A 21,468-nucleotide genomic window follows, 5' to 3' on the forward strand; every position below is an offset into this window, starting at 1 on the left:
CCAACAATGTCTTTAAAAACTTTCGTCAAAATCAGTTCGGTCAATAACCTCAGCGATGCCAGATACTGCGCCGGGATGTATGTTAACCTTTTGGGATTCAGTCTTGAAAACACAAGTGATAATTTCGTTTCTCCCGAAAAATACAAGGAAATTACAGACTGGCTTTCAGGATTGGAATATGTGGCCGAATTCCATTCTTCCCATCCCGAAAGCATGCTCGCCCAAATACAGCACTATCCTGGGATTCGATACATAGAATTTACTGAAGAAATTCACTTGGGAATGTTGGCGAATACTGAATACGGGCTTATTTTGAGAAAACAAGTCAATCACTTGGAGGAATTGGAGGAGTTGATTTCCAAAGCGGCAACCTACAAGGAACATGATATCACACTCCTCTTGGTATCGGATTCTCTTCAACTGGATCCAAACATGCTTTCCAAAGTCAAATCCTTGGCCCAAGAATGTCAGGTCTTGTTGGGATTTGGGCTGGAGGCTTCCTCCGTTGAGAAAACAGTTGAATTGACAGGCGTAAAAGGAATTGCCCTTCAGGGTGGAGTCGAGATCAAACCCGGTCTCAAGGATTTTGATGAACTTGCAGATATTTTGGAAGTCCTTGAAGAAGAAGACTAATCCCAATTGACGTTTTCCCAAAGTGACCTCATAAATCATTTTCAAATTGAGCTGACATTGCCCAAATCAAAACCTCTCGAACCCCAATGAACAAAGAATCAATATCGCAGGAATTCAAAAAAATCCAAGATCATATTTGTATGGAATTGGAAATGGCAGATGGAAAGGCTGTTTTTAAAGAAGACATTTGGACAAGGGCTGAGGGCGGCGGTGGAAGAACACGGATCTTGCAAAATGGTAATGTGATCGAGAAAGGTGGTGTTGCCTTTTCTGCGGTTCAGGGGCCTACTCCAGAAAAGATCCTAAAAAAACTAGGCTTGGAAAAATCCGATTTTTTTGCAACCGGAGTATCTATCGTGATCCATCCAGAAAGCCCGATGGTCCCCATCATCCATATGAATATTCGGTATTTTGAAATGGATAACGGCGTGAAATGGTTTGGAGGCGGAATTGACCTGACCCCGCATTATGTTGACTTGACAGATGCAAAATACTTCCACGACCAAGTAAAGGAAACCTGCGATCGTTTCAGTCCTGGATACTATCCGAAATTCAAAAATTGGGCAGACGATTACTTTTTCATCAAACACCGAAACGAAACCCGTGGCATTGGTGGGATTTTCTTTGACAGATTAGTAGATGACGATCCCGATTCAATGCAATCCATCTTTGAATTCGTGAAATCGATTGGCTACCTTTTCCCAAAGGTTTACACCCACTTCATGAACAAAAACAAAAATCTTCCTTTTGGACCTGAAGAGAAAAAATGGCAAGCCTTGCGCAGGGGAAGATATGTTGAATTCAATTTGGTTTGGGATGCCGGCACCAAATTCGGCTTAGACACAAATGGCAGGACCGAAAGTATCTTGATGAGCATGCCTCCTCAGGCAAATTGGGAATACATGCACGAAATCCTCCCTGGATCCAAAGAGGCATTGACACAGGAGTATCTTAAGAAAGGAATTGACTGGGTGGGAATGGATAGACTTTAATCAATATGCGCGCAACCCTTCAGGCTTGGGATGAAAGTTTATTTCTGTTCTTGAACAGTTTGCATTCGGACTTTTGGGATCCATTTATTTTTCAAGCCACACAAACAATTACTTGGATTCCTTTTTATGCTTTTTTGGCATTCCTGATTGTAAGGAAATTCAAAGTGGAAAGCCTATGGATTTTTGCAGCAATAGGATTGTCGATTCTTTTTGCGGATCAGTTCACATCTGCATTCATGAAACCCTTTTTTGAAAGACTCAGGCCCTGCCATGATCCTCGTTGGGAAGGAATTGTCCATAATTTCGGGAAATGTGGGGGACTATATGGCTTTGCTTCCTCCCACGCTTCCAACAGCTTCGCAATTGCCATGCTGATAAATCTTGCCCTTAAGGGCAAATACAAATTCCTTCCCTGGCTTTTCCTCTGGGCTACGCTGTTTTCGTATACCAGAATTTATTTAGGCGTCCATTATCCTGCCGATGTATTTATCGGCGCTTTGGTTGGAATAATTTCCGCTTGTCTGGCATTCTGGATTGTAATTGGATTTCGTTTGGTTTTAATCCAATGGCTTCATTCAAAAGCTCAAAAATCAAAAAATCATTCCGAATAACCCCTTATAATTCGATTGATGTATTTCCCAATGATGTCAAATTCAAGATTTACCTCATCACCCACTTTCAGGTCATGGAAGTTTGTATATTCATAGGTATAGGGAATAATGGCAACTGAAAACCTGCCTTTTTTCGAATTGAAACAGGTGAGGCTGGTTCCGTTGACAGTAATGGAACCCTTTTCAACAGTGAGGTTTCCCAAAGAAGAATCGAAGGAAAAATCAAATAGCCAAGAACCATCCTTTTCCTCTATCCGCTCCACATGCCCGATTTGATCTACATGTCCTTGGACAATGTGACCATCAAATCTTCCATTGGCCGGCATGCATCGTTCCAAATTGATGTGCTTTCCGACGCTCCAGGATTTCAGATTGGTTTTTTGCAGGGTTTCATCAATGGCGGTTACCTTGTAAGAATCGTTTTCTATGGCCACCACTGTAAGACAAGTTCCATTGTGTGCCACCGATTGGTCTATTTTCAATTCATGGGCAATCGGTGCGCTGATTTCAAAATGAACATTGGTTCCTTCTTTTTCTATGCCTTTGACGACTCCTAAGGTCTCTATAATCCCTGTAAACATTTTTCTTCGGTATTTAACTTTCAATTATTCAGACAATAAGCTTTATTGGCGAAATGAAGTTCAAATTAAGCCATTTTATCACTTAACTTTGCCCTTCACTTAAAGTTTTCAATTAAAATATTATTTGCTTTCATGTTACAATTAGAGGATACTTATCGGCACAAGGGCCAGCGCAAAGCATTGGTAAAACTCCTAAAACAGAAAGGTATTCAGGATGATGCCATTTTAAATGCCATCAACACACTCCCACGTCATTTTTTCTTTGATTCAGCACTGGATTCACATGCGTATGAAGACAAGGCCTTTCCGATAGGAGAAGGACAGACGATCTCCCAACCCTACACCGTTGCATTTCAAACCGAGCTATTGCAGCTCAAACCAGGGGACAAGGTCTTGGAAATCGGGACGGGGTCTGGTTACCAAGGAGCAATTTTACACATTTTGGGAGCAGATGTCCATTCGATTGAATATCAAAAAAAATTATTTACCCACACTAAAAAATTCTTGACAAAATTGGGTATTCACCTTCATTTTTATTTTGGAGATGGCTCAAAAGGGATCGTAGAGCAAGCGCCTTTCGATAAGATTTTGGTGACGGCAGGTGCACCAGTGGTCCCCAATTCCCTTTTGAAACAACTTAAAATCGGCGGGGTTTTGGTTATTCCCGTTGGTGATCGGGTCACCCAGAAAATGCTCCGGCTCACAAAGAAATCAGCTACCAAAATCGTAAAAGAGGAGTTCGATAATTTTGCATTTGTTCCGCTACTTGGAGAGGAAGGCTGGAAATAACGGAATATAATTTTGATTTTAGACTGAATTTTCCTTCCTAAAAAATATTAATTCTGTATTTTTACAAAAAAACATCAATTATATGCCAAAAAAGAAACTTGTAAAAGAATCGGAAGTTATCATGACCGAGATGGTTCTTCCGAATGACACCAATACGTTGAACAACTTAATGGGTGGAAAACTCATGCATTGGATGGATGTGGTATCCGCAATATCTGCACAGCGGCATTGCAACCGGATCGTCGTGACTGCATCAGCGGACAATATTTCTTTTCAACATCCCATCGCTTTGGGAAATGTAGTTACCCTTAAGGCCCATGTAACCAGGGCATTTAATTCCTCCATGGAGGTTTTCATTGAAGTCTGGGCAGAAGACATTCCAGCCAACAAAAAAATCAAGACCCACCGTGCATTTTTCACTTTTGTGGCCGTGGATCAAAACGGAAAACCTATCGAAATCCCTGAGGTGGAACCACAAACTCCGGAAGAAATCGAGTTATATGAAGGCGCTTTAAGAAGAAGACAGCTCAGACTGGTCCTGGCCAAAAGAATGGATCCCAAAGATGCAGTAGAGCTAAAGTCAATCTTTGGATTTGAGGAAGAAAAAAACAACAAATAATTTTATACTGAATCCCCAAAATCCCGTTTCCTAAGACTGGATTCAGGAATGCATTCAATATTTATAAATTCAAAATTCATTTCAAATGCATTTTGTTCCATCATTTCAGAACCTTATCAAAAGTAAATTTAAGGTGGAAAGTTTCAACTTGGATTGCTTTAAAAATTTGCCCAATTTAGGCCTATGGAAGAGTTGAGTTTATTTGAATTGGGCTTGTTTTTGGACAATGAAATTGTTGTTTTGAAAGAAGAAGGAACGTTCTCAAAATCCAAAGGTCACCCCGCTTCCGACTCCTCATTAAAAGGAACAAATGTGGCTCATGCATCTCAACCGGAAGAGGTGGAAATAGAAATGGAAATGGAACTTGTCCATGAGGGTAATTTCGAAAAAGGGATCTTAATCGTCTACCAAGGAGACCACTTGGAGAGCACACATCGAGAATTTTTGTTTAAAATCCTTCAAGCTGTCAATTGTTCTTTGAAAGATATTGCTTTGAGTTCTTCCGAAATGGTGGAAGAAACCAAATTATCTTCCATTCAACAAATGAATCCAAACAAGATTCTGATATTTGGGAAGCTGAGGCATGACTTGATGAAAATCATGCAGCACAAATATGAAATCCTGAATGAAGATGGCGTTGAATATTTCTTCGCAGACGACTTAAGGGAGATTTCTGAAAATGTTGAACTGAAAAGATCGCTCTGGAATAAACTCCAAATCCTATTCGGAATAAAAAAATAAGGTAAATATTCAAATTCAAAATACGCTTCCGAAATTGATTTCTGAAGTCTAAAAACAACTTTTAATGATTCAAAAAGAAGAAAAAATAAAATGGTTGAAGCGGTTCAGAACCATTAGTTTTATAGAGGGAATATCCTTTTTGGTACTTTTATTCATCGCCATGCCACTAAAATACACGATGGATTTACCCATGGCGGTGACAGTGGTTGGCTGGATTCATGGAGCCCTATTTATGGTTTACATCTATGTGATTTTTCCAACCGCCTATAAATTGAAATGGAATTTCAGCAAAACCTTTTTAGGTTTGATTTGCTCCATTTTACCATTCGGCCCTTTTATTTTTGACAGAAACCTCAAAAAGGAAGAGAAACAAATGGCGGAACTCTAAGCAATCATCCATGGCCCTGATCAGTAAAAAGAAAATCATTTATCCCATCAGTTCAGGATTGAGAAAATACCTGAACAAATATGATCGGGAATCGGATTTCCCCATTCACTACAGTGATTTGATCAGGTACAATGGTTCCATTCCCCTTTATGACTTCAAAGGCAATGACACGCTATGGGAAACTGTATTGTTCAATGAATATGATCGGGAAGAAATCCATTACAGCGTCAAAAAAATATATGCCCTTCTGAAAGCAGAAGGAGATTTGTCGGTGATGAAGCATCTTTATGTGGACAGAATTGACCTTTGTGTTTATGGAAATACCCAGCCTTTTCGTGTTCGGATCGTCAATCGGATCAATGATAACTTTGATTATTTTTATGTCAAAAATGCGGACGCTTCAAGGGTCTATGGTCTGGAATTGGAGCACCTGCTTTCCCCAAACCGAATCAGCTACCTGGTCCATCAAAACACGCTGATAGAGGAGCATATTGCTGGAATTCCAGGTGAACAGTTTATGCGGCAACAAATCAATGATCCAATGCTCAATCCCATTCGGCTTGCAAAGGAATTCGTGAAGTTCAATGAGCGGTGTTTTGTCAGACTTTTGGGGGATATGCATTCCTCAAATTTTGTGGTGGATGTGACTCCGGATTTTGAGGAAACCCATTATAGAATCAGGGCGATCGATTTTGACCAACAATCTTATGAAGGCAAAAAATCCATTTATCTTCCGCAATATTTCAAGCAAAACAATGCTTTGATCCAAATGGGAATCACACATATCACTCCGGAGTCAATGGTCCAATACCAAAGAGAGGAACGTGCCTTGATCGCGACCAGACTTAAATCTTCGCACAGGGAAATTGAAGATTTACTCAGAAGCATGGAGCATGATACGATCTCCACAAAAGAAAACATTGCATTGCTGAAAAAGGAACTTGCCTACCATTATAAAAACGAAAAATTTCTTTCCTGCAAAAACATGGGAGCCATCCTTAGGGAGAGTTTAGAGCAGGTGATCAAAAGATAGCCTACAATTTTTAGAATGGGTTTTCAATAACAATTGATTTTAACCCAAAAAAACCGACTTTCGTCGGTTTTTTTGGGTTAAAATGGTTTTGATTACTCAATAGTATCGAACATCACATTCCGGATTTGCTTTCTTAAAGCTGGCCACTGCCCTACTGTTCAATCTGGTATTGAAGCAAGCCAGTTTTTTCAAGTTAGACAATCCCTGAACTGGTCTAAGAGACCTTACATTGGTACTGGCTACATCGAGATCTTTCAATGCATTCAAGGTTTCCAATCCTCTCAAAACCTTGATATTGGTTCCGGATAGATTGAGCACCTCAATTTTAGTCAAACCTCCCAAAGGCCTAAGATCCTCAATGCCTGTATTGGAAAGATTCAGCGAAACGAGCTCCTTCAAATTTGAAAATACAGACAAATCACCAATCGGAGCTTGTGAGATTTTCAATTCTTCCAAAAGAACCAATTCATTGATTGCCGACACATCCATAAGTGGGACATCGAATACAGACAGTTTCCTCAGGTTTACAAAAACCAAAAGCGGTTGCAAATTGGATATGGATATTTTTTCGATTTTCAATTCAGGACTTGCTGCTAGCTTATGTAGCATTTCGGTGTTTGGATCACTCTCCATATCGAATTGATCCATAAATATCTTTTTCCAATTATTGTCCAGCATTCCCCACCAGCTTTCAAGCGCTGCTGTCCTATAAATGATATTGATTTCCGGATTGGTGTGAAGAAAATCAGGGATTTCAGTGGCATTCATTTCGGAAGAATCAACATTGAGATACGCTAATGCTTTCAGATCCCGGAGCATTTCAATTCCTGAGATAGGACTTCTCTCAAAATTCAAATGCGTGATTCCTTGAAGATTTACCAAAGGTTGTAGCGATTTGACTTGTGTATTCACTCCGGAAATTGAGGTCAAGGTGTTCATCTCCGTAAGGGGAATAAGATCCTGAACCCCAGTGTTATCGAAGGAAATATGGTTGATTTTCTTAAACTTCAAAAGCGGACCCAATGCATTGATTTGGCTGTTGGAAAGATCAAGGGAATCGACGCTTACCAAGCTGGAAAGATCCTCGATATTTGGGTTGAAAGGATCAAGCGAGGGATTTTTGGTAATCAAAACCTCTTTCCATGTTTCGGGTAATTCGGTCCACCATGTTTGAAGATTTTCTACATGGTGAATCAACAAAACCCTACGGTTTTTTCTGGAAAATTCGTTTGCATTGTCCTCCGATATTTCAGTTCTATCTGCATAGACACGTTGGAGCATTGATTTACCATTCAAAGGCGAAAGATTCTCTACCGTAGTTTGGTTTAAAGAAACAACCTTGAGACTGTTCAATGTAGCCAAGGGTGAAAGATCAGAGATATTGGTTTCATTCAAATTGATTTCCTCCAAAGCCTCAAGCTTGCCAAGCAAATCAAAATTGATAAGAAAATTCTTACTGATGTCCAAGCGCAGCAAGCCTTTCAATTCCTGAATGTTTTCAAGGTTATTGAATCCACTTTCACTCAAGTTAATAGACTTCAATGCCGAGAAAGAATTCAAAACTTCAAAACTCATCACCGGTGTTTTCACTGCTTTCAGTGTATGCAATTGCTTGAGATTGCCCAGCTCACTGAGATCTTGAATATTTGTTCCTGAAATATCCAAGTATGTCAATCTATCGGAATATTTGATAAATTGAATATCCTGCGTTGGCGTATTGGCGATGTTCAAATAAGTCAGAAATGTCACATTGCTGATAGGGTTCAGTTCTACTATTTGCGTATTGCTGATATCCATATATTTCAAATCCCGCAAAACTTCAATGGGTTCCAGGTTTTGAATGATTTGGTTTCCCGAGATATTGATGGAATCCAAAGTGCTGATTTTATAGAGTTGATCAGCAGTTAAAGTATCATTTGTGAAGCCGAATTTCCCTCTAAAATACGATGCCCATTCCAAGGAAATTGAACTCCACCATTCCGCCAATTCTTCGTCTCTGCTCAATTTGGTCGTATAAATACTGGCAATTTTCAACTCATTGGTTTTTTTATCCATGTTGATTTCCACGAATCGGGGCTTGGTATTGGATATTTTCTCCTTATTCAAACCTGTAGCCGTAATCGTTCTGTCCATGGATACAACAAAGGACAATTCTCCATTATCCCTCAGGAAGGGTTTAACTTCCCTCACCTTGAATTTAAACCCCGCTTCTTTGAAGAAAAATTCAATATCTTTCAGATAAGCGGTAACATCCTTGTTGGTGATTACTTTTCTATCCAGCAACAGGTCATCTTCCACTTGGACCTTATCATCTCGGAAAATCTTTTTATAGCTTTCCCTGATGATTACATCTTTGTCTCTTGCGGAAGTTTCCTTACTGCCCAGGGTATTTAGAAAATACTCCAAAAACCGGATTTGATCATCAACTTTTTGGGAAAGTTCTTTGATCTCCTGTTTGGAATAATCGCCAATATTTTGAGAATATCCTTCAGAGGAAATACCCAACATCACGAAAAAAAGAAAGAAGTATTTATTTCTGGTCATAGATATATTTCAAAATTGCGTTTTTGTCACCAGGCTTTAGTCTCACCAAGTTACTGATCAACCAGCCTGTATTGTTGCCAGGTCTGTTGAATTGATTAAGCTCAAAATACCAATTGTTGATTTGGAAGAAATGGAATTTGACATTTTTAATCGTTTCAAACTTGAGGGAACCTTTCTTCATTTCGTAAAGAAAAATCGTCAGGTAATCCGGTTCATACTCTTTTGCTGTATAGGCTTCAGGCGTATTGGAATCCTGAAAAGCTCTTCTTAAATTCATAAAGCCCAGTTCGTGGCTCAAAGGATGTAAAAATCCTTTGTCATTGCCTTCGGGTTTATTGAAAATATCTTTAAATGGTGCAAAATTTACCTTATCAATCACCCATTCATAACCCAGTCCTTCGGGTTGGAGTTTTAGGAAAAGAGTGACGTTTTCTTGTTTGCCTTTATAATTGAAAATGGCATTTACCTCAGAAAACCATCCTTCTTTGTGGAAATTTAAATACTGAGGTAATCCTTGGGCAAGTACTTCTTTTGCAAACTCAGATTTGAGATCATTAGAAACTGAGGAAGTTTGATTGTCGAACAATATGCTTAGAAATTGACTTCTCAATTGTCTATCTCTAAATAGAGGATCGCCTTCATAAAAGCGCTTGGAGCCATCAACACTTTCCTCTGCATTGAACCTTCTAAAAAATTGATTGACTTGTTTGGTGGAAGCGGCGAATCTTCCGTCATCCTTAGGTTGGCCGGGGCTGTATAAACCTTGCCCCGGTACCAACTGTAAAGATGTGATAATAGTTAATAGTACTAAAATTATTTTTCTCATGCTGCGGTTTCAGTCACACGGATATCGCCAAGCATCACATCCCAGAATTCGATGGTTCTACCTGCAATTTGTGTTTGCTTCTTCTCTACATAAATGGTGATATCTTTTTTAGTCGTATCTTTGTAGTTTAAGCCACTTTCAAGGGATGTCCCTTCAAATCTTTGGTAAACTGTTACTACACCTACGTATCTGCCATCAGGCTGTCTTTCCAAATCACTGATATAGTGAATGTCATACCAGCTGATGTTCACGCGGTCATAGTTCAAAGCCATCAATCTTTCGAAATATCTTCTCACTTTGTAATAAGCGATTTCAGTTCTGTTAATTGAGGAAACACCCATCTCAGCGTCTGGTGCAAATAGCTCTTCAGCCCTGTCCATTACACGGTTTGCTTCAGAAAATTGCGTCTCTTTGCTTCCGATGATGCTGATGTATTTGCTCAAATCTTTTACCTTTTCCAAAGCCAAAGAGTCAATTGCCTGCTTTCTGGCTGGGCTGATGTTATCGGATTGTGCTATTGATAGCGTGGCAGTTGCCAAAAACACAATCAGGAAAAGAGGAATATATTTTGTCATGATCTCTATTTTTATCTTATTGAGTGATTATTTACGACGAAGTTCAAGTTCTGAAACCCTTCCGTTACCATCAAGTCTGATATCACTGATGAAATTAAGGTTCTTTTTGGTGTCCTTCAGATAATTCAAATATTTCGCAATAGTGGTCGGTTCATCATAATCCTTGATTCCGCTTTCTTCGTGAATAACAATAAGAATAGGAGTTTCCTGATTTGAGAACATGCTTAATGCTTCCTGAATAGAGCTGTTTGCCATTTGTACATTACTGGAATTGGCAATGCTATTGAAATAATTTTCAAGTTTACTTACAGCCAACTCTTCAGCTGTGGCCACTGGGGCAACGGGTCTGGCAGGTTCAACTCTTTCTACTGGAGCAGGCTCTGGTGCAGCTACAACAGCCTTCTTCTTGCTCTTACAAGCACCCATGGCCAAAAGGCCAAATAATGCGATGGTAAGGATCCTTGTTAGGGGTGATTGGGAGGTTCTTTTTTTCATTTTCTGTTTTTATAGATTAAGTTAATTGTAAACTGCTCGAAAGGTGAAACAAAAAGCATTCCACATAGGTATCTTGAACGAAATTTATTTTTTTTAAATTTTGATTCGTAACATGCCCATTTGTTTAAATCCCTGTATTAAAGGCGCAAATCTAAATTAAATTCTTAACATTAAATTCAAAATATTTGCATTGACTTCAATATTATTTTACATGATCTACATTCCCATAAAAATCATGAAACAAAAGTGGTTATTGGCGAAACGAAATTAATCAAATAACTCCTTGAGTTTATTTTCCAAACTTGGACCTCTTAAATCTTTGGCGATAATGTTGCCTTCTTTATCGATGAGATAAGTGGCCGGAATGGCATTGATTTGATAAGTGGCTGCGGCAGCGGAATTGAAATATTTGAGATCAGAAACATGCGTCCAAGTCAATTCATCATCTGCGATTGCCTTTACCCACGCCTCCTTAGTTCTATCCAATGAAACCCCAAAAACTTCGAATCCCTTATCTTTGTACTGATTATACAATCGAACTACATTTGGGTTTTCCTCTCTGCAAGGTTTGCACCAAGCGGCCCAAAAATCGATCAGTACATATTTTCCTCTCAAATCCGAAAGATTCACCATTTCTCCGTTTGGATCAGGAAGGGATATTTCCGGGGCGATTTGACCGATTGCCAATACCCTCATGTCTTCCAATTGCTGCATTAAAGTTGAAATGATCTTGGTATTGGGATAATCTGTGTTGAGTTGAGTCACCAAATTGTCCATGAATTGAAAATCATTTTTGGGGTTCAACATGCCGATTGCTGCCAAAGCCGCAAAACTCCCATCCATTTCCGTGATCACAGTTTTTACTTTTTCTCCATGATTCTGTTCCAGATGCATTGCCTTTTCTTGTATTGATTTTATGGCTGCCTGGTCTTTATTGGTCATGGCCTCATAATACGCAGAGTTCAATTGATTGATTTCCTCTTGGTATTCCTCCATCAGCAATTCCACCTTCAGCATGTTTTTTGAATCTTCTGACCCTTCGATTTTTAGGCTCTCAACATCATTGAAATCAAAATCCAACTGCACATCTTCTTTGAAAAGAGCTAACCTCACCACCTTTTTGTCCATTAAATTCAACTCATAGAATTCAGGACTATCCGAAGCAAGTACGTAATTGAAGACGCCATTGCTGTTCATTTCCAAAGTATCGACCACTTCGGACCTGTCTTCCACAAATTTTGATAGCGTGATGATTCCTGTCGGTGCATTGCTCAATTTCCCTGAAATATTCACAGTTCCATCGAAGCTATCTGAACCATTTTGACAACCAAAAACCGCAAAAGCAAGCAGGATAAAGAACATATTTTTTAAAGTTTGCATTGTTATCAATTGTCTAATAATTCCATTAATATTTTAGTCGCTACTTTTGGATCCGCTTTTCCTTGGGATTTTTTCATTACCTGCCCCATAAACATCGCCATTAACCCTTTTTTGCCGGATTTGTATTCTGCTACTTTCACCACATTCTCAGCCAAGACACTCTCGACAATTGGAATCAAGGATCCTTCATCACTGTCCTGGATGAGATTCAACTCTTGGGCAATTGCCAAGGGAGTTTTCTCAGCGTGAATCAACATTTCAGGGTAGACCTTTTGGGTGGCAACGGAAAAATTCACCTTCCCGTCATCGATCAATTGAATCAATTCCGCCAATCTCTTTGGACCAATTGGGAAATCAGAAATGTGTAGGGTAAGTTCATTCAAATAAGACTTTACAGGACCCATCATCAAATTGGACGCAGCTTTATAATTGCGGGTAAGCGTACACAACTCCTCAAAATAAAGCGCGATTTCCTTGGAATCGGTCAATACACCGGCATCGTATTCAGGAAGCCCGTATTCATTGACAAACTTATGGTGGAGTTCCCTCGGTAAGGAAGGCATCGCTCCTTGGATACTGGACAACCATTCCTCTGAAACGATGACAGGGCTCAAATCCGGTTCAGGAAAATACCTGTAGTCATTCAAATCTTCTTTGGTCCGCATGCTTGCCGTCAAGCCGGTGGCCGCATCAAATGTCCTTGTTTCAGAAATGATTTCCTCTCCGGACTCAATCAACAAAATCTGCCGTTCAAACTCATGCTCAATTGCCCTGGCTACATTCCGGAAAGAGTTCATGTTTTTCACTTCTACTTTCTTGCCATATTCCTCAGCACCCCAAAGACGCGCCGAAACGTTGGCATCACAGCGCAAGGAACCTTCTTCCATATTGCCATCACAGATATCCAAATATTTCACCAGTTTTTTGACTTCAGAAAGAAACACATAAGCTTCTTCAGAGGACCTCATGTCTGGTTCAGATACAATCTCGATCAAAGGAACACCGGCACGGTTGAAATCCACCAATGTATCCACTTCACCTGCAAGGTGCATGGATTTGCCCGCATCTTCCTCCATGTGAATCCTAGTCAGGGCAACTTCTCTTTTGGTCCCATCCGAAAGGGTTATGGGCACATTTCCACCAACACAGATCGGATTTTTGTCCTGCGTGATTTGATATCCCTTTGGAAGATCTGGGTAGAAATAATTTTTTCGGGCAAATATGTTTCGCCTGGTGATCGTCGAATCACAAGCCAATCCCATTTTAATGGCGAACTCAACAGCTTTCCTATTGACTTTTGGTAAAGTGCCGGGATGCCCCAAAGTGATGACAGAAATATGGGTATTGGGGAGATTTCCAAATTCGGTGGAATCGGAAGTGTACATTTTACTTTTTGTCAGCAATTGGGCATGTACTTCCAAACCGATCACCAATTCATATTTACTCTTAACTTCTGCAGAAAGCATATATATTTATTCTTCAGCTAAATAAAATTATTTTTTGACTCAAAAATGGCTTAGAAATCACCTAAAACCAAATCTGTATGTATAAAACCTTCAATCTCATGAAAACATCTCCTTGGCTTTTTGGATTACGCTCGGCAATCCACCAAGATTCTTCCCTCCTGCAGTGGCAAAGAAAGGTTGCCCTCCCCCACCACCTCCGATTTCTTTGGCCAGTTCCCTGACCATATTGCCCGCGTTCAATCCTTTTGAAGCGATCAATGCTTCATCGATCGTCACGGCTATTTGTGGCTTCCCCTCAATATCAGCAGCCAAAACCACCAATGCATTGCCCAATTCATTTTTTATTTCAAAGGACAATTTCTTCAAGGCATCAGCAGATGGTACTGAGATTTGTGCGAAAACACAATTCATTCCATCAATCGAAATTGCTTTTTCAAGTAATTCTTCTTTGAGTGCTCCTGTTTGGCGGTTTTGAAGGACTTCGACTTCTTTCTTCAACTCGTTTCTTTCCTTCAACAAAGCTTCCACTGATTTCTTCAAATCCTTTGGGTTTTTAAGCATTTCCTGAAGATCCTTCACCAAATTCAGCTGTGCGTTCAAAAAGGATTCCGCAGCATCCGCAGTGATGGCTTCAATCCTTCTGACACCTGATGCAACCGAACCTTCAGAGACGATTTTGAAGAACCCGATCACACCTGTGGAAGGTACGTGGATGCCGCCGCAAAGTTCGACGGAAAAATTTTTGTCAAATGTGATCACACGCACGAATTCGCCATATTTTTCCCCAAAAAGCGCCATAGCTCCTTGATTTTTAGCCTCTTCGATAGGCACGTTTCTTTGTTCGATCAAAGGGATGTTTGCCCTTATTTTTGAATTGACGATGCTTTCTATTTTGGCAATCTCCTCATCCGTTACTTTCGCGAAATGGGAGAAGTCAAAACGCAGCAACTGATCATTGACCAAGGAGCCTTTCTGTTGAACATGGTCTCCCAAAACTTGTTTCAGGGCTGCCTGCAAGAGATGCGTAGCCGTATGGTTGTTGATGATCAGCCTTCTTTTTTCACTTTCCACTTTACAGTGGAAAGTCATTTCAGGAGCTGATGGAAGTTTGTCTACAAAATGTACGATCAGGTCATTTTCTTTTTTGGTATCGAGTACCCTGATTTTTTCCGCCCCTGAAATCAGCCATCCCTGATCACCGACTTGCCCACCACTTTCCGCATAGAAGGGGGTTTTGTCCAGAACCAACTGAAAGCGATCTCCTTTTTTATCCGTGATCAGACGGTATTTGATGATGTTGCTTTGGGATTCCAAATGATCGTAACCGATAAAATCCACGCCCTCATCTTCATGCACCATCACCCAATCGCCGGTTTCATGCTCCGCCGCAGCTCTGGATCTGCTCTTTTGCTTTTCCATTTCTATTGCGAACCCTTTTTCATCCACTGAAATCCCGTTTTCCCGAGCAATCAGTGAAGTAAGGTCCAAAGGAAAACCAAAGGTATCATAGAGTTCAAATGAAGTCTTGCCATCGATGATGTTTTCATTTTTCTCCTTCAAATCCAATTTTATCTGATCCAGGATCTTCAGGCCGTTGTCCAATGTTCTTAAAAATGAAGCTTCCTCTTCCTGGATCACCTTGGAGATAAAATCCTGCTGCATGGCAATTTCAGGAAAAATCTCACCGAAATTCTCGGCAAGCAAGGGTAGCAACTCAAAAAGGAAAGGCTTTTGCAAGTCCAAAAAAGTATAGCCGTATCGGACGGCTCTTCTCAATATCCTTCTGATCACATAGCCAGCTTTGTTATTGGAGGGCAATTGTCCATCAGCAATCGTAAAGGAAATGGCCCGGATATGATCCACGATAACACGCATCGCAATATCCGTTTTTTCATCTTCACCGTACTTTTTACCTGATTTTTTTTCAATGGCCTGGATGAAAGGCATGAAAACATCCGTATCATAATTGGATGATTTGTTTTGGACAGCCCTCACCAGACGTTCAAACCCCATACCGGTATCCACATGCTTGGCGGGAAGTTCTTTCAGGCTTCCGTCGGAAATCCTGTTGAACTGCATGAAAACAAGATTCCAAATCTCGATTACCTGTGGATGATCATTGTTGACAAGATCATATCCTGATTCCTTTTCCCTTTCTACATCTGTCCGCAAATCCACGTGGATTTCGGAACAGGGACCGCAGGGACCTGTATCACCCATTTCCCAAAAATTGTCCTTTTTGGAACCGAAAATTATCCGATCCTCTGAGACGATGTTTTTCCAAATGTCAAAAGCCTCATTGTCCCGATCCAATTGGTCCCCTTTGTCCCCGCCAAAAACAGATACATAGAGTCTATCTTTTGGCAGTTGATAGACAGTCGTCAATAATTCCCAAGCCCATTCAATCGCTTCTTTTTTGAAATAATCACCAAATGACCAGTTTCCCAACATTTCAAACATCGTATGATGGTATGTATCCACCCCCACTTCTTCAAGGTCATTGTGCTTACCGGAAACCCGCAAACATTTCTGGCTGTTGGCCACTCTTTTTGCTTTAGGAACCTCATTTCCAAGGAAATAATCCTTGAATTGATTCATGCCCGCATTCGTAAACATCAAGGTAGGATCGTTTTTTACCACGATCGGTGAAGAAGGGACAAACTGATGTTGTTTTGACTCAAAAAATTCAATAAAAGTACTTCTGATTCGTTTGGCTTCCATGTAAGCTTTTGACTATGTTCGGATTATATGTTTTTATGACTATATTTGCAAACTTGAAACAGAAATTTCCAAGTCCATCAAGGGCTACAAAATTATAAGATTTACCCTGCAAATTGTAATGAGTAGAATAAAATATTACTACGACCCCAAAACCTGCAAATACGAAAGATATACCCGGAGCAAATGGGATATCCTATTGAATACCCTTGGATTCCTTTCTTTGGCCTCCATCCTATCCGTCGGTATTTTGATTGTTTTCAATTTGTATTTTGACAGCCCAAAGGAATTGCTCCTGAAACGTGAAAACAAAGAATTGACCTACTACTACAAAATGCTTGAGGAGCAGGTTGGCAATATGGACCAAATGCTTGCCGATTTGCAGCAACGGGATGATAACCTGTATCGGGTTATTTTTGAAACAGAACCCCTACCTCTTGCCATAAGGAATGCTGGAATCGGAGGAAGTGATCGTTTTAGTGAAATCAAGCAGAAGGGCTTAAATAAGGAGAAACTCATTGTCGATGTTACCGGAAAGGTGGAAAATCTTAAAAGAAAGATGTATGTTCAATCCGTTTCCTATGACGAGGTGTATCGACTCGCCTCGAGCAAAGATGAATATTGGGCTTCAGTTCCCGCCATACAACCTATTTTCAATGAAGATTTGAACCTTCTTGCATCAGGATATGGAAATCGTCTCCATCCGATCCTTAAAGTAATCAAAATGCACAATGGAGTTGATTTTGCAGCTCCCAAGGGAACTCCGATTTATGCCACAGGTGACGGAGTCATTCAGAGTGTCAAAACGGAATTTGGAGGTTATGGAAAGTATATTGAAATCGACCATGGTTTTGGATTTGTGACCAGGTACGCCCACATGAATGATTTCAAAGTGAAAAAAGGACAAAAAGTCAAACGGGGTGACCAAATCGGTACCGTCGGAAACACGGGGTCTTCCACCGCGCCTCACGTGCATTACGAAGTGATCAAAGACAATATCTTCATCAACCCGGTCCATTATTTTTACAAGGATTTGGATCCAAAAGAGTATGATAAAATACTGGAATTGGCTTCCCGGGAAAACCAATCTCTTTCATAAATTTTCTTTGTAGAGTTCATCAAGAATGCGAAAAGGTGCAAGCCAGAGGGGAAATTAAAGTCCCATTGGTTTGCACCTTTTCTTATACCCCAGTTTTTGAAAGATTGTGTCCTTCTTTTGCATTTCCAACTGGAATACATCCTGAATGAATATGGTATCAGTCTTTGTTTGTAGTTTTCGAATTTACCCTATCGGTAATACGCCTTATTCACCACATAACCTGATTTTTTGAGGTGTCGATCCCTTCAAAAACACAATGCATATTTCGGATTGAACTGATTTATGGTTTATGGAAATTCGTTTCCTTATCAATCATTGCGGCATGGATTAAACTCGTTTTTTGCTTTACAGACTCAATCCAATATTGTAATTGACTGACAACCAACTGTATGTTGACTATTCTTGATTTCACCTTATTGGTGTCAGGAATTATTCTTCCAATAGGCTGATTTCCTTTCAGTTTCAATCCCATTTGGAAACCTATTGCATGTTTCGGGTTAAATCCTGGCTTGGTAGGTATAGAGTTGATAATAGCGCCCTTGTTTTTGGATAAGCTCCTCATGTTTTCCTTGTTCGACAATCTCTCCCCTCTCAATGACCAAGATTTGATCTGCTTGCCTGATCGTACTGAGTCTATGTGCGATCACAAAGGTGGTTCTCCCTTGCATCAATTTCTTCAAACTCAATTGTATAAGTGATTCACTTTCAGTATCTAAATTAGACGTCGCTTCATCCAAAATCAGCACTCTTGGGTCTGCCAAAACCGCTCTTGCAATCGCAATTCTTTGCCGCTGACCACCTGAGAGCTTCACGCCCCTTTCTCCTATCAGCGTGTCCAATCCATCCTCAAACCTGTCCGTGAATTCCTGCACGTGTGCAGCGTGAACTGCCTGTTCCAATTGCTCGGCAGTGGCATTGGGTCTGGGGAAAAGGATGTTTTCCTTGATCGTGCCTTCAAACAAGAAATCATCCTGTAATACCACCCCCAACTGGGAGCGGAAACTTTCGAGTGAGATTTGCTGGAGATCGTGCCCATCTACCGTGATCAATCCTGAATCAGAGTTCAAAAATGAAGCTGCCAATCCAGCAATTGTTGTCTTTCCGGATCCTGAGGTTCCGACCAGAGCAGTCACGGATCCAGCAGGTGCCTCAAAACTGATTCCTTTCACCACTTCTTTTCCTTCCTCATAGGCGAAGGATACATTGTCAAAGCGGATATCACCTTTTATATTCGGCAAACGAAGGGTTCTTTTTCCACCAGCATCTTCCAATGGAGTATTCATGATCTCTTCTGTCCTATCCAATCCTGCAAAAGCTTCAGTCAACTGACTTCCGATATTGCTCATCTGAACGATTGGCGCAATCATAAATCCCAGATAAAGCGTAAAAGCAAGGAAATCCCCAAAGGTCATTTGATTGTCCATAATCATGTATCCCCCCATTCCCATGATCCCGGCAGAGGCTAGACCCAGCAATAAAGTCGCGGCAGAGGTGACGAAACTGGTAGAAGTCAAGCTGGCTTTCACATTTAAAAACAAACGTTCCACACCTTCTTCAAATGTTTTTATTTCCTGGGCTTCTGCGTTGAATCCCTTGATCACCCTGATTCCTCCGAGTGTTTCTGTCAATCGACCGGTAACTTCAGCGTTGATTTTCCCCCTTTCCCGAAAGATTGGGCGGATTTTACTGAAAGCTTTCAGCGAAATAAAACCAAATACGATCACAGGCAACAGCACATATAGCGTCATGAGTGGACTGATGGCGATCAACAAACCAAGGGAAACCGCGGCTGTAAGCACTCCACCAATCATTTGGGCGAATCCCGTACCGACCAAGTTTCGGACGCCTTCCACATCTGTCATGATTCTGGATACCAATTCCCCTGTTTTGGTGTTGTCAAAAAATCTGATGGGAAGCTTGATAATGTGGCTTTGAACCTGCGCCCTAAGCTTCGATATCAAGTTTTGGGCTTCTACACTTAGAATCTGGGTCAATGCATAGGAAGTTGTGGATTGAATCACAATGGCGGCCACAACAGCTAAGATCAGCCATTTAAGCATTTCCAGGTCATTGCTGGGGATTACGTCATCAATAAGGTACTTACTCGCCCCAGGAAGAATCAATCCCGAAAGTCTACTGATAATGATCAGGAACAAGCCAAGAAACAATTGTTTTCTCCTTGGCCAAATGATGGTTTTAAAAACGGAGGCCATCGTGACTCTCTTTTCTGCCGTATTCTTCTTGGCCATGTTGTGTTGGTGGTTTTTATTCAAAAGTTTTACGACAACACCCATTGGTGACGGATAAGTTCTAATTTCAAATATCTTTTTGGAAACCAAGAACAAAGGGCCTTTAAAAACATAAAGGTTCTTTTCCGAAACCAATATTCGGTGGGACTTGCACAAAACATGATTGTACGAAAAAAATGGTGGTCACTTGTCACATTCAGAATTAAATATCTGTGGTTTTTTGGGAAATCCGATCCCAAAATGGCGCTGCTCCTTGAGATTAACCAAAACTCAGGGAGAGCTAATATCAAATCCCACTTTATCTTGGAAGAAAAACTTCCTAAAAAATCATTATTGTAGTAACTTGGCCAAAACACAGGAATAAAATAATGGATAAAAAAAACCGTTGGATCAATGAACTGAATGCAGTTACCGAAGCTGTAACAAAGGATTTTGGAATACTTTCATCCGAAATCCTTCTCCTCAAAGCCAATCCAAATGAGTGGAGTATCTCGGAAAATCTAGATCATCTGATCAAAGTCAACAGCAGTTATTTCCCTATTTTTAAAAAATTGAAAAACGGGACATTTAGAGGCGCATTCATTGGGAAATTTGGCTTTTTCACCAAAATGTTTGGGGATATGATTTACAAATCAGTTTCCGATGGAGGCAAAAAAAAGATCAAGACATTTCCACTTTGGGAACCAAATTTGGCAACTTCTTCTGGAAACATCCTTGATCAATTCAAAAGCCACCAAGCAGAATTGATCGACTGGATAACGCAAATGGCCCCCTTTATTGACAGTAAAGCCATCATCCATTCACCTGCCAATAAGCTGATTGTCTACACATTGGAAAAAGCCTTTGAAATCATCGTTGCCCATGAAAAAAGACATCTTGAGCAAGCAAAACGAGTACTGACCAAAATCCAAGACCAAATATGAAATCAGAAAAACAAAAAATGCTTGCCGAAGAGCTCTATCTCGCAGCTGATCCCGAGCTCAGTGAGGAGCGGCTGAAGGCTAGAAAATTGATCAAGGCATTCAATGATTCTCAACCGGATGCAAATGTAGAACGTGCAGCGCTATTGAAGGAATTGTTGAGAAGGACAGGGAAGAATTTTTGGATTGAACCTCCATTTTTTTGTGATTATGGTTACAATATCAGGGCTGGAGAAGATGTTTTTTTCAATTTTAATTGTGTTATTTTGGATGTGATGCCCGTCACATTGGGAGATCGGGTTTTGGTGGGACCAAATGTTCAAATCTATACAGGAACCCATCCAGTAGAATTTAAAGTTCGAGGGTCCTTGTTGGAGTTTGCAAAACCTGTAGAGATAGGTTCAGATGTTTGGATTGGAGGAGGAAGTATCATCTGCCCGGGAGTAACGATTGGAGACCGATCTATCATCGGAGCCGGATCGGTGGTGACGAAAGACATTCCGAATGATGTATTGGCGGCCGGAAATCCCTGTAAAGTGATTCGTACCTTGAATTGATTGGATTTTAGGTAATGATTGTTGAGAGGTTTGCTTTCAGCATGCTCTTTTTTTTTCAAATTCTAAAGATTTTTTTGAATAACGAATATTTTTAAATCATAAATTAAGTAAATAATTTCTCAAAATATAAATATTTTTTTCATTTTATTTCGTTATAATGTTGTTATTTAACTTTAAACATGCAATAGGTTTCCCAATGGGATTGAAACTGAAAGAAAATCAGACTATTTGGAGAACAATGTGTTTTCCAAA

20 protein-coding genes are annotated in these 21,468 nt (G+C 40.3%); 11 read left to right on the plus strand and 9 right to left on the minus strand.

The window, feature by feature from the left end; genetic code table 11:
- Positions 1-6 precede the first annotated feature (6 nt).
- From trpF to F824_RS0115460, 3 genes are all read left to right on the plus strand, one after another.
- Positions 7-633: a phosphoribosylanthranilate isomerase gene (trpF, locus tag F824_RS0115450; RefSeq protein ID WP_019598825.1), complete on the plus strand. Its 627-nt coding sequence runs from the start codon at positions 7-9 to the stop codon at positions 631-633.
- A gap of 86 nt (positions 634-719) precedes the next feature.
- On the plus strand, positions 720-1,625 hold the full coding sequence (hemF, locus tag F824_RS0115455; protein ID WP_019598826.1) for an oxygen-dependent coproporphyrinogen oxidase: 906 nt from the start codon (positions 720-722) through the stop codon (positions 1,623-1,625).
- A 5-nt stretch (positions 1,626-1,630) separates the two neighbouring features.
- Positions 1,631-2,236, plus strand: a complete 606-nt coding sequence (locus tag F824_RS0115460; RefSeq protein ID WP_019598827.1) for a phosphatase PAP2 family protein — start codon at positions 1,631-1,633, stop codon at positions 2,234-2,236.
- Here the strand turns inward: F824_RS0115460 and F824_RS0115465 are convergent.
- Positions 2,224-2,817, minus strand: a complete 594-nt coding sequence (locus tag F824_RS0115465) for a riboflavin synthase (RefSeq protein ID WP_019598828.1) — start codon at positions 2,815-2,817, stop codon at positions 2,224-2,226. The two genes, F824_RS0115460 and F824_RS0115465, sit on opposite strands and share 13 nt — an antisense overlap.
- A gap of 132 nt (positions 2,818-2,949) precedes the next feature.
- Here F824_RS0115465 and F824_RS0115470 point away from each other — a divergent pair, with 132 nt between their 5' ends.
- From F824_RS0115470 to F824_RS0115495, 5 genes are all read left to right on the plus strand, one after another.
- Positions 2,950-3,606, plus strand: a complete 657-nt coding sequence (locus F824_RS0115470; protein WP_019598829.1) for a protein-L-isoaspartate(D-aspartate) O-methyltransferase — start codon at positions 2,950-2,952, stop codon at positions 3,604-3,606.
- Positions 3,607-3,688: 82 nt separating this feature from the next.
- A complete protein-coding gene (locus F824_RS0115475; RefSeq protein WP_019598830.1) occupies positions 3,689-4,225 on the plus strand; it encodes an acyl-CoA thioesterase in 537 nt (178 codons plus the stop codon).
- Positions 4,226-4,408: 183 nt separating this feature from the next.
- Entirely contained in the window at positions 4,409-4,966 is a 558-nt protein-coding gene (locus F824_RS0115485) for a hypothetical protein (RefSeq protein WP_019598832.1), read from the plus strand.
- A gap of 64 nt (positions 4,967-5,030) precedes the next feature.
- Positions 5,031-5,354, plus strand: coding sequence for a DUF3817 domain-containing protein (locus F824_RS0115490; RefSeq protein WP_019598833.1), 324 nt, complete (start codon positions 5,031-5,033; stop codon positions 5,352-5,354).
- A 10-nt stretch (positions 5,355-5,364) separates the two neighbouring features.
- The gene (locus F824_RS0115495; protein ID WP_019598834.1) at positions 5,365-6,387 is read left to right on the plus strand and encodes a hypothetical protein; all 1,023 of its coding nucleotides are present in this window, start codon (positions 5,365-5,367) and stop codon (positions 6,385-6,387) included.
- A gap of 96 nt (positions 6,388-6,483) precedes the next feature.
- On the opposite strand, the gene F824_RS0115500 is transcribed toward F824_RS0115495, so the two are convergent.
- From F824_RS0115500 to alaS, 7 genes are all read right to left on the minus strand, one after another.
- The gene (locus F824_RS0115500) at positions 6,484-8,931 is read right to left on the minus strand and encodes a leucine-rich repeat domain-containing protein (protein WP_019598835.1); all 2,448 of its coding nucleotides are present in this window, start codon (positions 8,929-8,931) and stop codon (positions 6,484-6,486) included.
- On the minus strand, positions 8,918-9,757 hold the full coding sequence (locus tag F824_RS0115505) for a hypothetical protein (protein WP_026333744.1): 840 nt from the start codon (positions 9,755-9,757) through the stop codon (positions 8,918-8,920). The genes F824_RS0115500 and F824_RS0115505 overlap by 14 nt, the downstream gene beginning before the upstream one ends.
- Positions 9,754-10,332 (minus strand): hypothetical protein, encoded by a 579-nt coding sequence (locus F824_RS0115510; protein WP_022582219.1) that lies wholly within the window; start codon positions 10,330-10,332, stop codon positions 9,754-9,756. The genes F824_RS0115505 and F824_RS0115510 overlap by 4 nt, the downstream gene beginning before the upstream one ends.
- A 27-nt stretch (positions 10,333-10,359) precedes the next feature.
- A complete protein-coding gene (locus F824_RS0115515; protein ID WP_019598838.1) occupies positions 10,360-10,827 on the minus strand; it encodes a hypothetical protein in 468 nt (155 codons plus the stop codon).
- 267 nt (positions 10,828-11,094) lie between these two features.
- Positions 11,095-12,207: a TlpA disulfide reductase family protein gene (locus F824_RS0115520; protein ID WP_026333745.1), complete on the minus strand. Its 1,113-nt coding sequence runs from the start codon at positions 12,205-12,207 to the stop codon at positions 11,095-11,097.
- A 5-nt stretch (positions 12,208-12,212) separates the two neighbouring features.
- The gene (gene gatB / locus F824_RS0115525) at positions 12,213-13,673 is read right to left on the minus strand and encodes an Asp-tRNA(Asn)/Glu-tRNA(Gln) amidotransferase subunit GatB (protein WP_019598840.1); all 1,461 of its coding nucleotides are present in this window, start codon (positions 13,671-13,673) and stop codon (positions 12,213-12,215) included.
- A 96-nt stretch (positions 13,674-13,769) separates the two neighbouring features.
- The gene (alaS, locus tag F824_RS0115530) at positions 13,770-16,394 is read right to left on the minus strand and encodes an alanine--tRNA ligase (protein WP_019598841.1); all 2,625 of its coding nucleotides are present in this window, start codon (positions 16,392-16,394) and stop codon (positions 13,770-13,772) included.
- A 118-nt stretch (positions 16,395-16,512) separates the two neighbouring features.
- Here alaS and F824_RS0115535 point away from each other — a divergent pair, with 118 nt between their 5' ends.
- Complete coding sequence (locus F824_RS0115535) at positions 16,513-17,490, plus strand: M23 family metallopeptidase (protein WP_019598842.1); 978 nt, start codon at positions 16,513-16,515, stop codon at positions 17,488-17,490.
- Positions 17,491-17,987: 497 nt separating this feature from the next.
- Here the strand turns inward: F824_RS0115535 and F824_RS0115545 are convergent, their stop codons facing one another.
- Positions 17,988-19,739 (minus strand): ABC transporter ATP-binding protein, encoded by a 1,752-nt coding sequence (locus tag F824_RS0115545; protein WP_026333746.1) that lies wholly within the window; start codon positions 19,737-19,739, stop codon positions 17,988-17,990.
- A gap of 368 nt (positions 19,740-20,107) precedes the next feature.
- Between F824_RS0115545 and F824_RS0115555 the strand changes: the two genes are divergently transcribed.
- Positions 20,108-20,662 (plus strand): DinB family protein, encoded by a 555-nt coding sequence (locus F824_RS0115555; protein ID WP_019598846.1) that lies wholly within the window; start codon positions 20,108-20,110, stop codon positions 20,660-20,662.
- The gene (locus tag F824_RS0115560) at positions 20,659-21,216 is read left to right on the plus strand and encodes a sugar O-acetyltransferase (RefSeq protein ID WP_019598847.1); all 558 of its coding nucleotides are present in this window, start codon (positions 20,659-20,661) and stop codon (positions 21,214-21,216) included. Before F824_RS0115555 ends, F824_RS0115560 begins: the two co-directional genes overlap by 4 nt.
- Positions 21,217-21,468 lie beyond the last annotated feature (252 nt).

Origin of the sequence: Rhodonellum psychrophilum GCM71 = DSM 17998 (genome assembly GCF_000381545.1) — a bacterium.
In the GTDB taxonomy this organism is placed as follows: Bacteria; Bacteroidota; Bacteroidia; order Cytophagales; family Cyclobacteriaceae; genus Rhodonellum; species Rhodonellum psychrophilum.

Excerpts from the sequence above, each read along its gene's own strand:
- alaS (WP_019598841.1), bottom strand. The coding sequence starts at position 16,394 with ATGGAAGCCAAACGAATCAGAAGTACTTTTATTGAATTTTTTGAGTCA.
- F824_RS0115465 (WP_019598828.1), bottom strand. The coding sequence starts at position 2,817 with ATGTTTACAGGGATTATAGAGACCTTAGGAGTCGTCAAAGGCATAGAA.
- F824_RS0115500 (WP_019598835.1), bottom strand. The coding sequence starts at position 8,931 with ATGACCAGAAATAAATACTTCTTTCTTTTTTTCGTGATGTTGGGTATT.
- F824_RS0115485 (WP_019598832.1), top strand. The coding sequence starts at position 4,409 with ATGGAAGAGTTGAGTTTATTTGAATTGGGCTTGTTTTTGGACAATGAA.
- hemF (WP_019598826.1), top strand. The coding sequence starts at position 720 with ATGAACAAAGAATCAATATCGCAGGAATTCAAAAAAATCCAAGATCAT.
- gatB (WP_019598840.1), bottom strand. The coding sequence starts at position 13,673 with ATGCTTTCTGCAGAAGTTAAGAGTAAATATGAATTGGTGATCGGTTTG.
- F824_RS0115535 (WP_019598842.1), top strand. The coding sequence starts at position 16,513 with ATGAGTAGAATAAAATATTACTACGACCCCAAAACCTGCAAATACGAA.
- F824_RS0115510 (WP_022582219.1), bottom strand. The coding sequence starts at position 10,332 with ATGACAAAATATATTCCTCTTTTCCTGATTGTGTTTTTGGCAACTGCC.
- F824_RS0115515 (WP_019598838.1), bottom strand. The coding sequence starts at position 10,827 with ATGAAAAAAAGAACCTCCCAATCACCCCTAACAAGGATCCTTACCATC.
- F824_RS0115555 (WP_019598846.1), top strand. The coding sequence starts at position 20,108 with ATGGATAAAAAAAACCGTTGGATCAATGAACTGAATGCAGTTACCGAA.
- F824_RS0115475 (WP_019598830.1), top strand. The coding sequence starts at position 3,689 with ATGCCAAAAAAGAAACTTGTAAAAGAATCGGAAGTTATCATGACCGAG.
- trpF (WP_019598825.1), top strand. The coding sequence starts at position 7 with ATGTCTTTAAAAACTTTCGTCAAAATCAGTTCGGTCAATAACCTCAGC.
- F824_RS0115545 (WP_026333746.1), bottom strand. The coding sequence starts at position 19,739 with ATGGCCAAGAAGAATACGGCAGAAAAGAGAGTCACGATGGCCTCCGTT.
- F824_RS0115460 (WP_019598827.1), top strand. The coding sequence starts at position 1,631 with ATGCGCGCAACCCTTCAGGCTTGGGATGAAAGTTTATTTCTGTTCTTG.
- F824_RS0115470 (WP_019598829.1), top strand. The coding sequence starts at position 2,950 with ATGTTACAATTAGAGGATACTTATCGGCACAAGGGCCAGCGCAAAGCA.
- F824_RS0115505 (WP_026333744.1), bottom strand. The coding sequence starts at position 9,757 with ATGAGAAAAATAATTTTAGTACTATTAACTATTATCACATCTTTACAG.
- F824_RS0115560 (WP_019598847.1), top strand. The coding sequence starts at position 20,659 with ATGAAATCAGAAAAACAAAAAATGCTTGCCGAAGAGCTCTATCTCGCA.
- F824_RS0115490 (WP_019598833.1), top strand. The coding sequence starts at position 5,031 with ATGATTCAAAAAGAAGAAAAAATAAAATGGTTGAAGCGGTTCAGAACC.
- F824_RS0115520 (WP_026333745.1), bottom strand. The coding sequence starts at position 12,207 with ATGCAAACTTTAAAAAATATGTTCTTTATCCTGCTTGCTTTTGCGGTT.
- F824_RS0115495 (WP_019598834.1), top strand. The coding sequence starts at position 5,365 with ATGGCCCTGATCAGTAAAAAGAAAATCATTTATCCCATCAGTTCAGGA.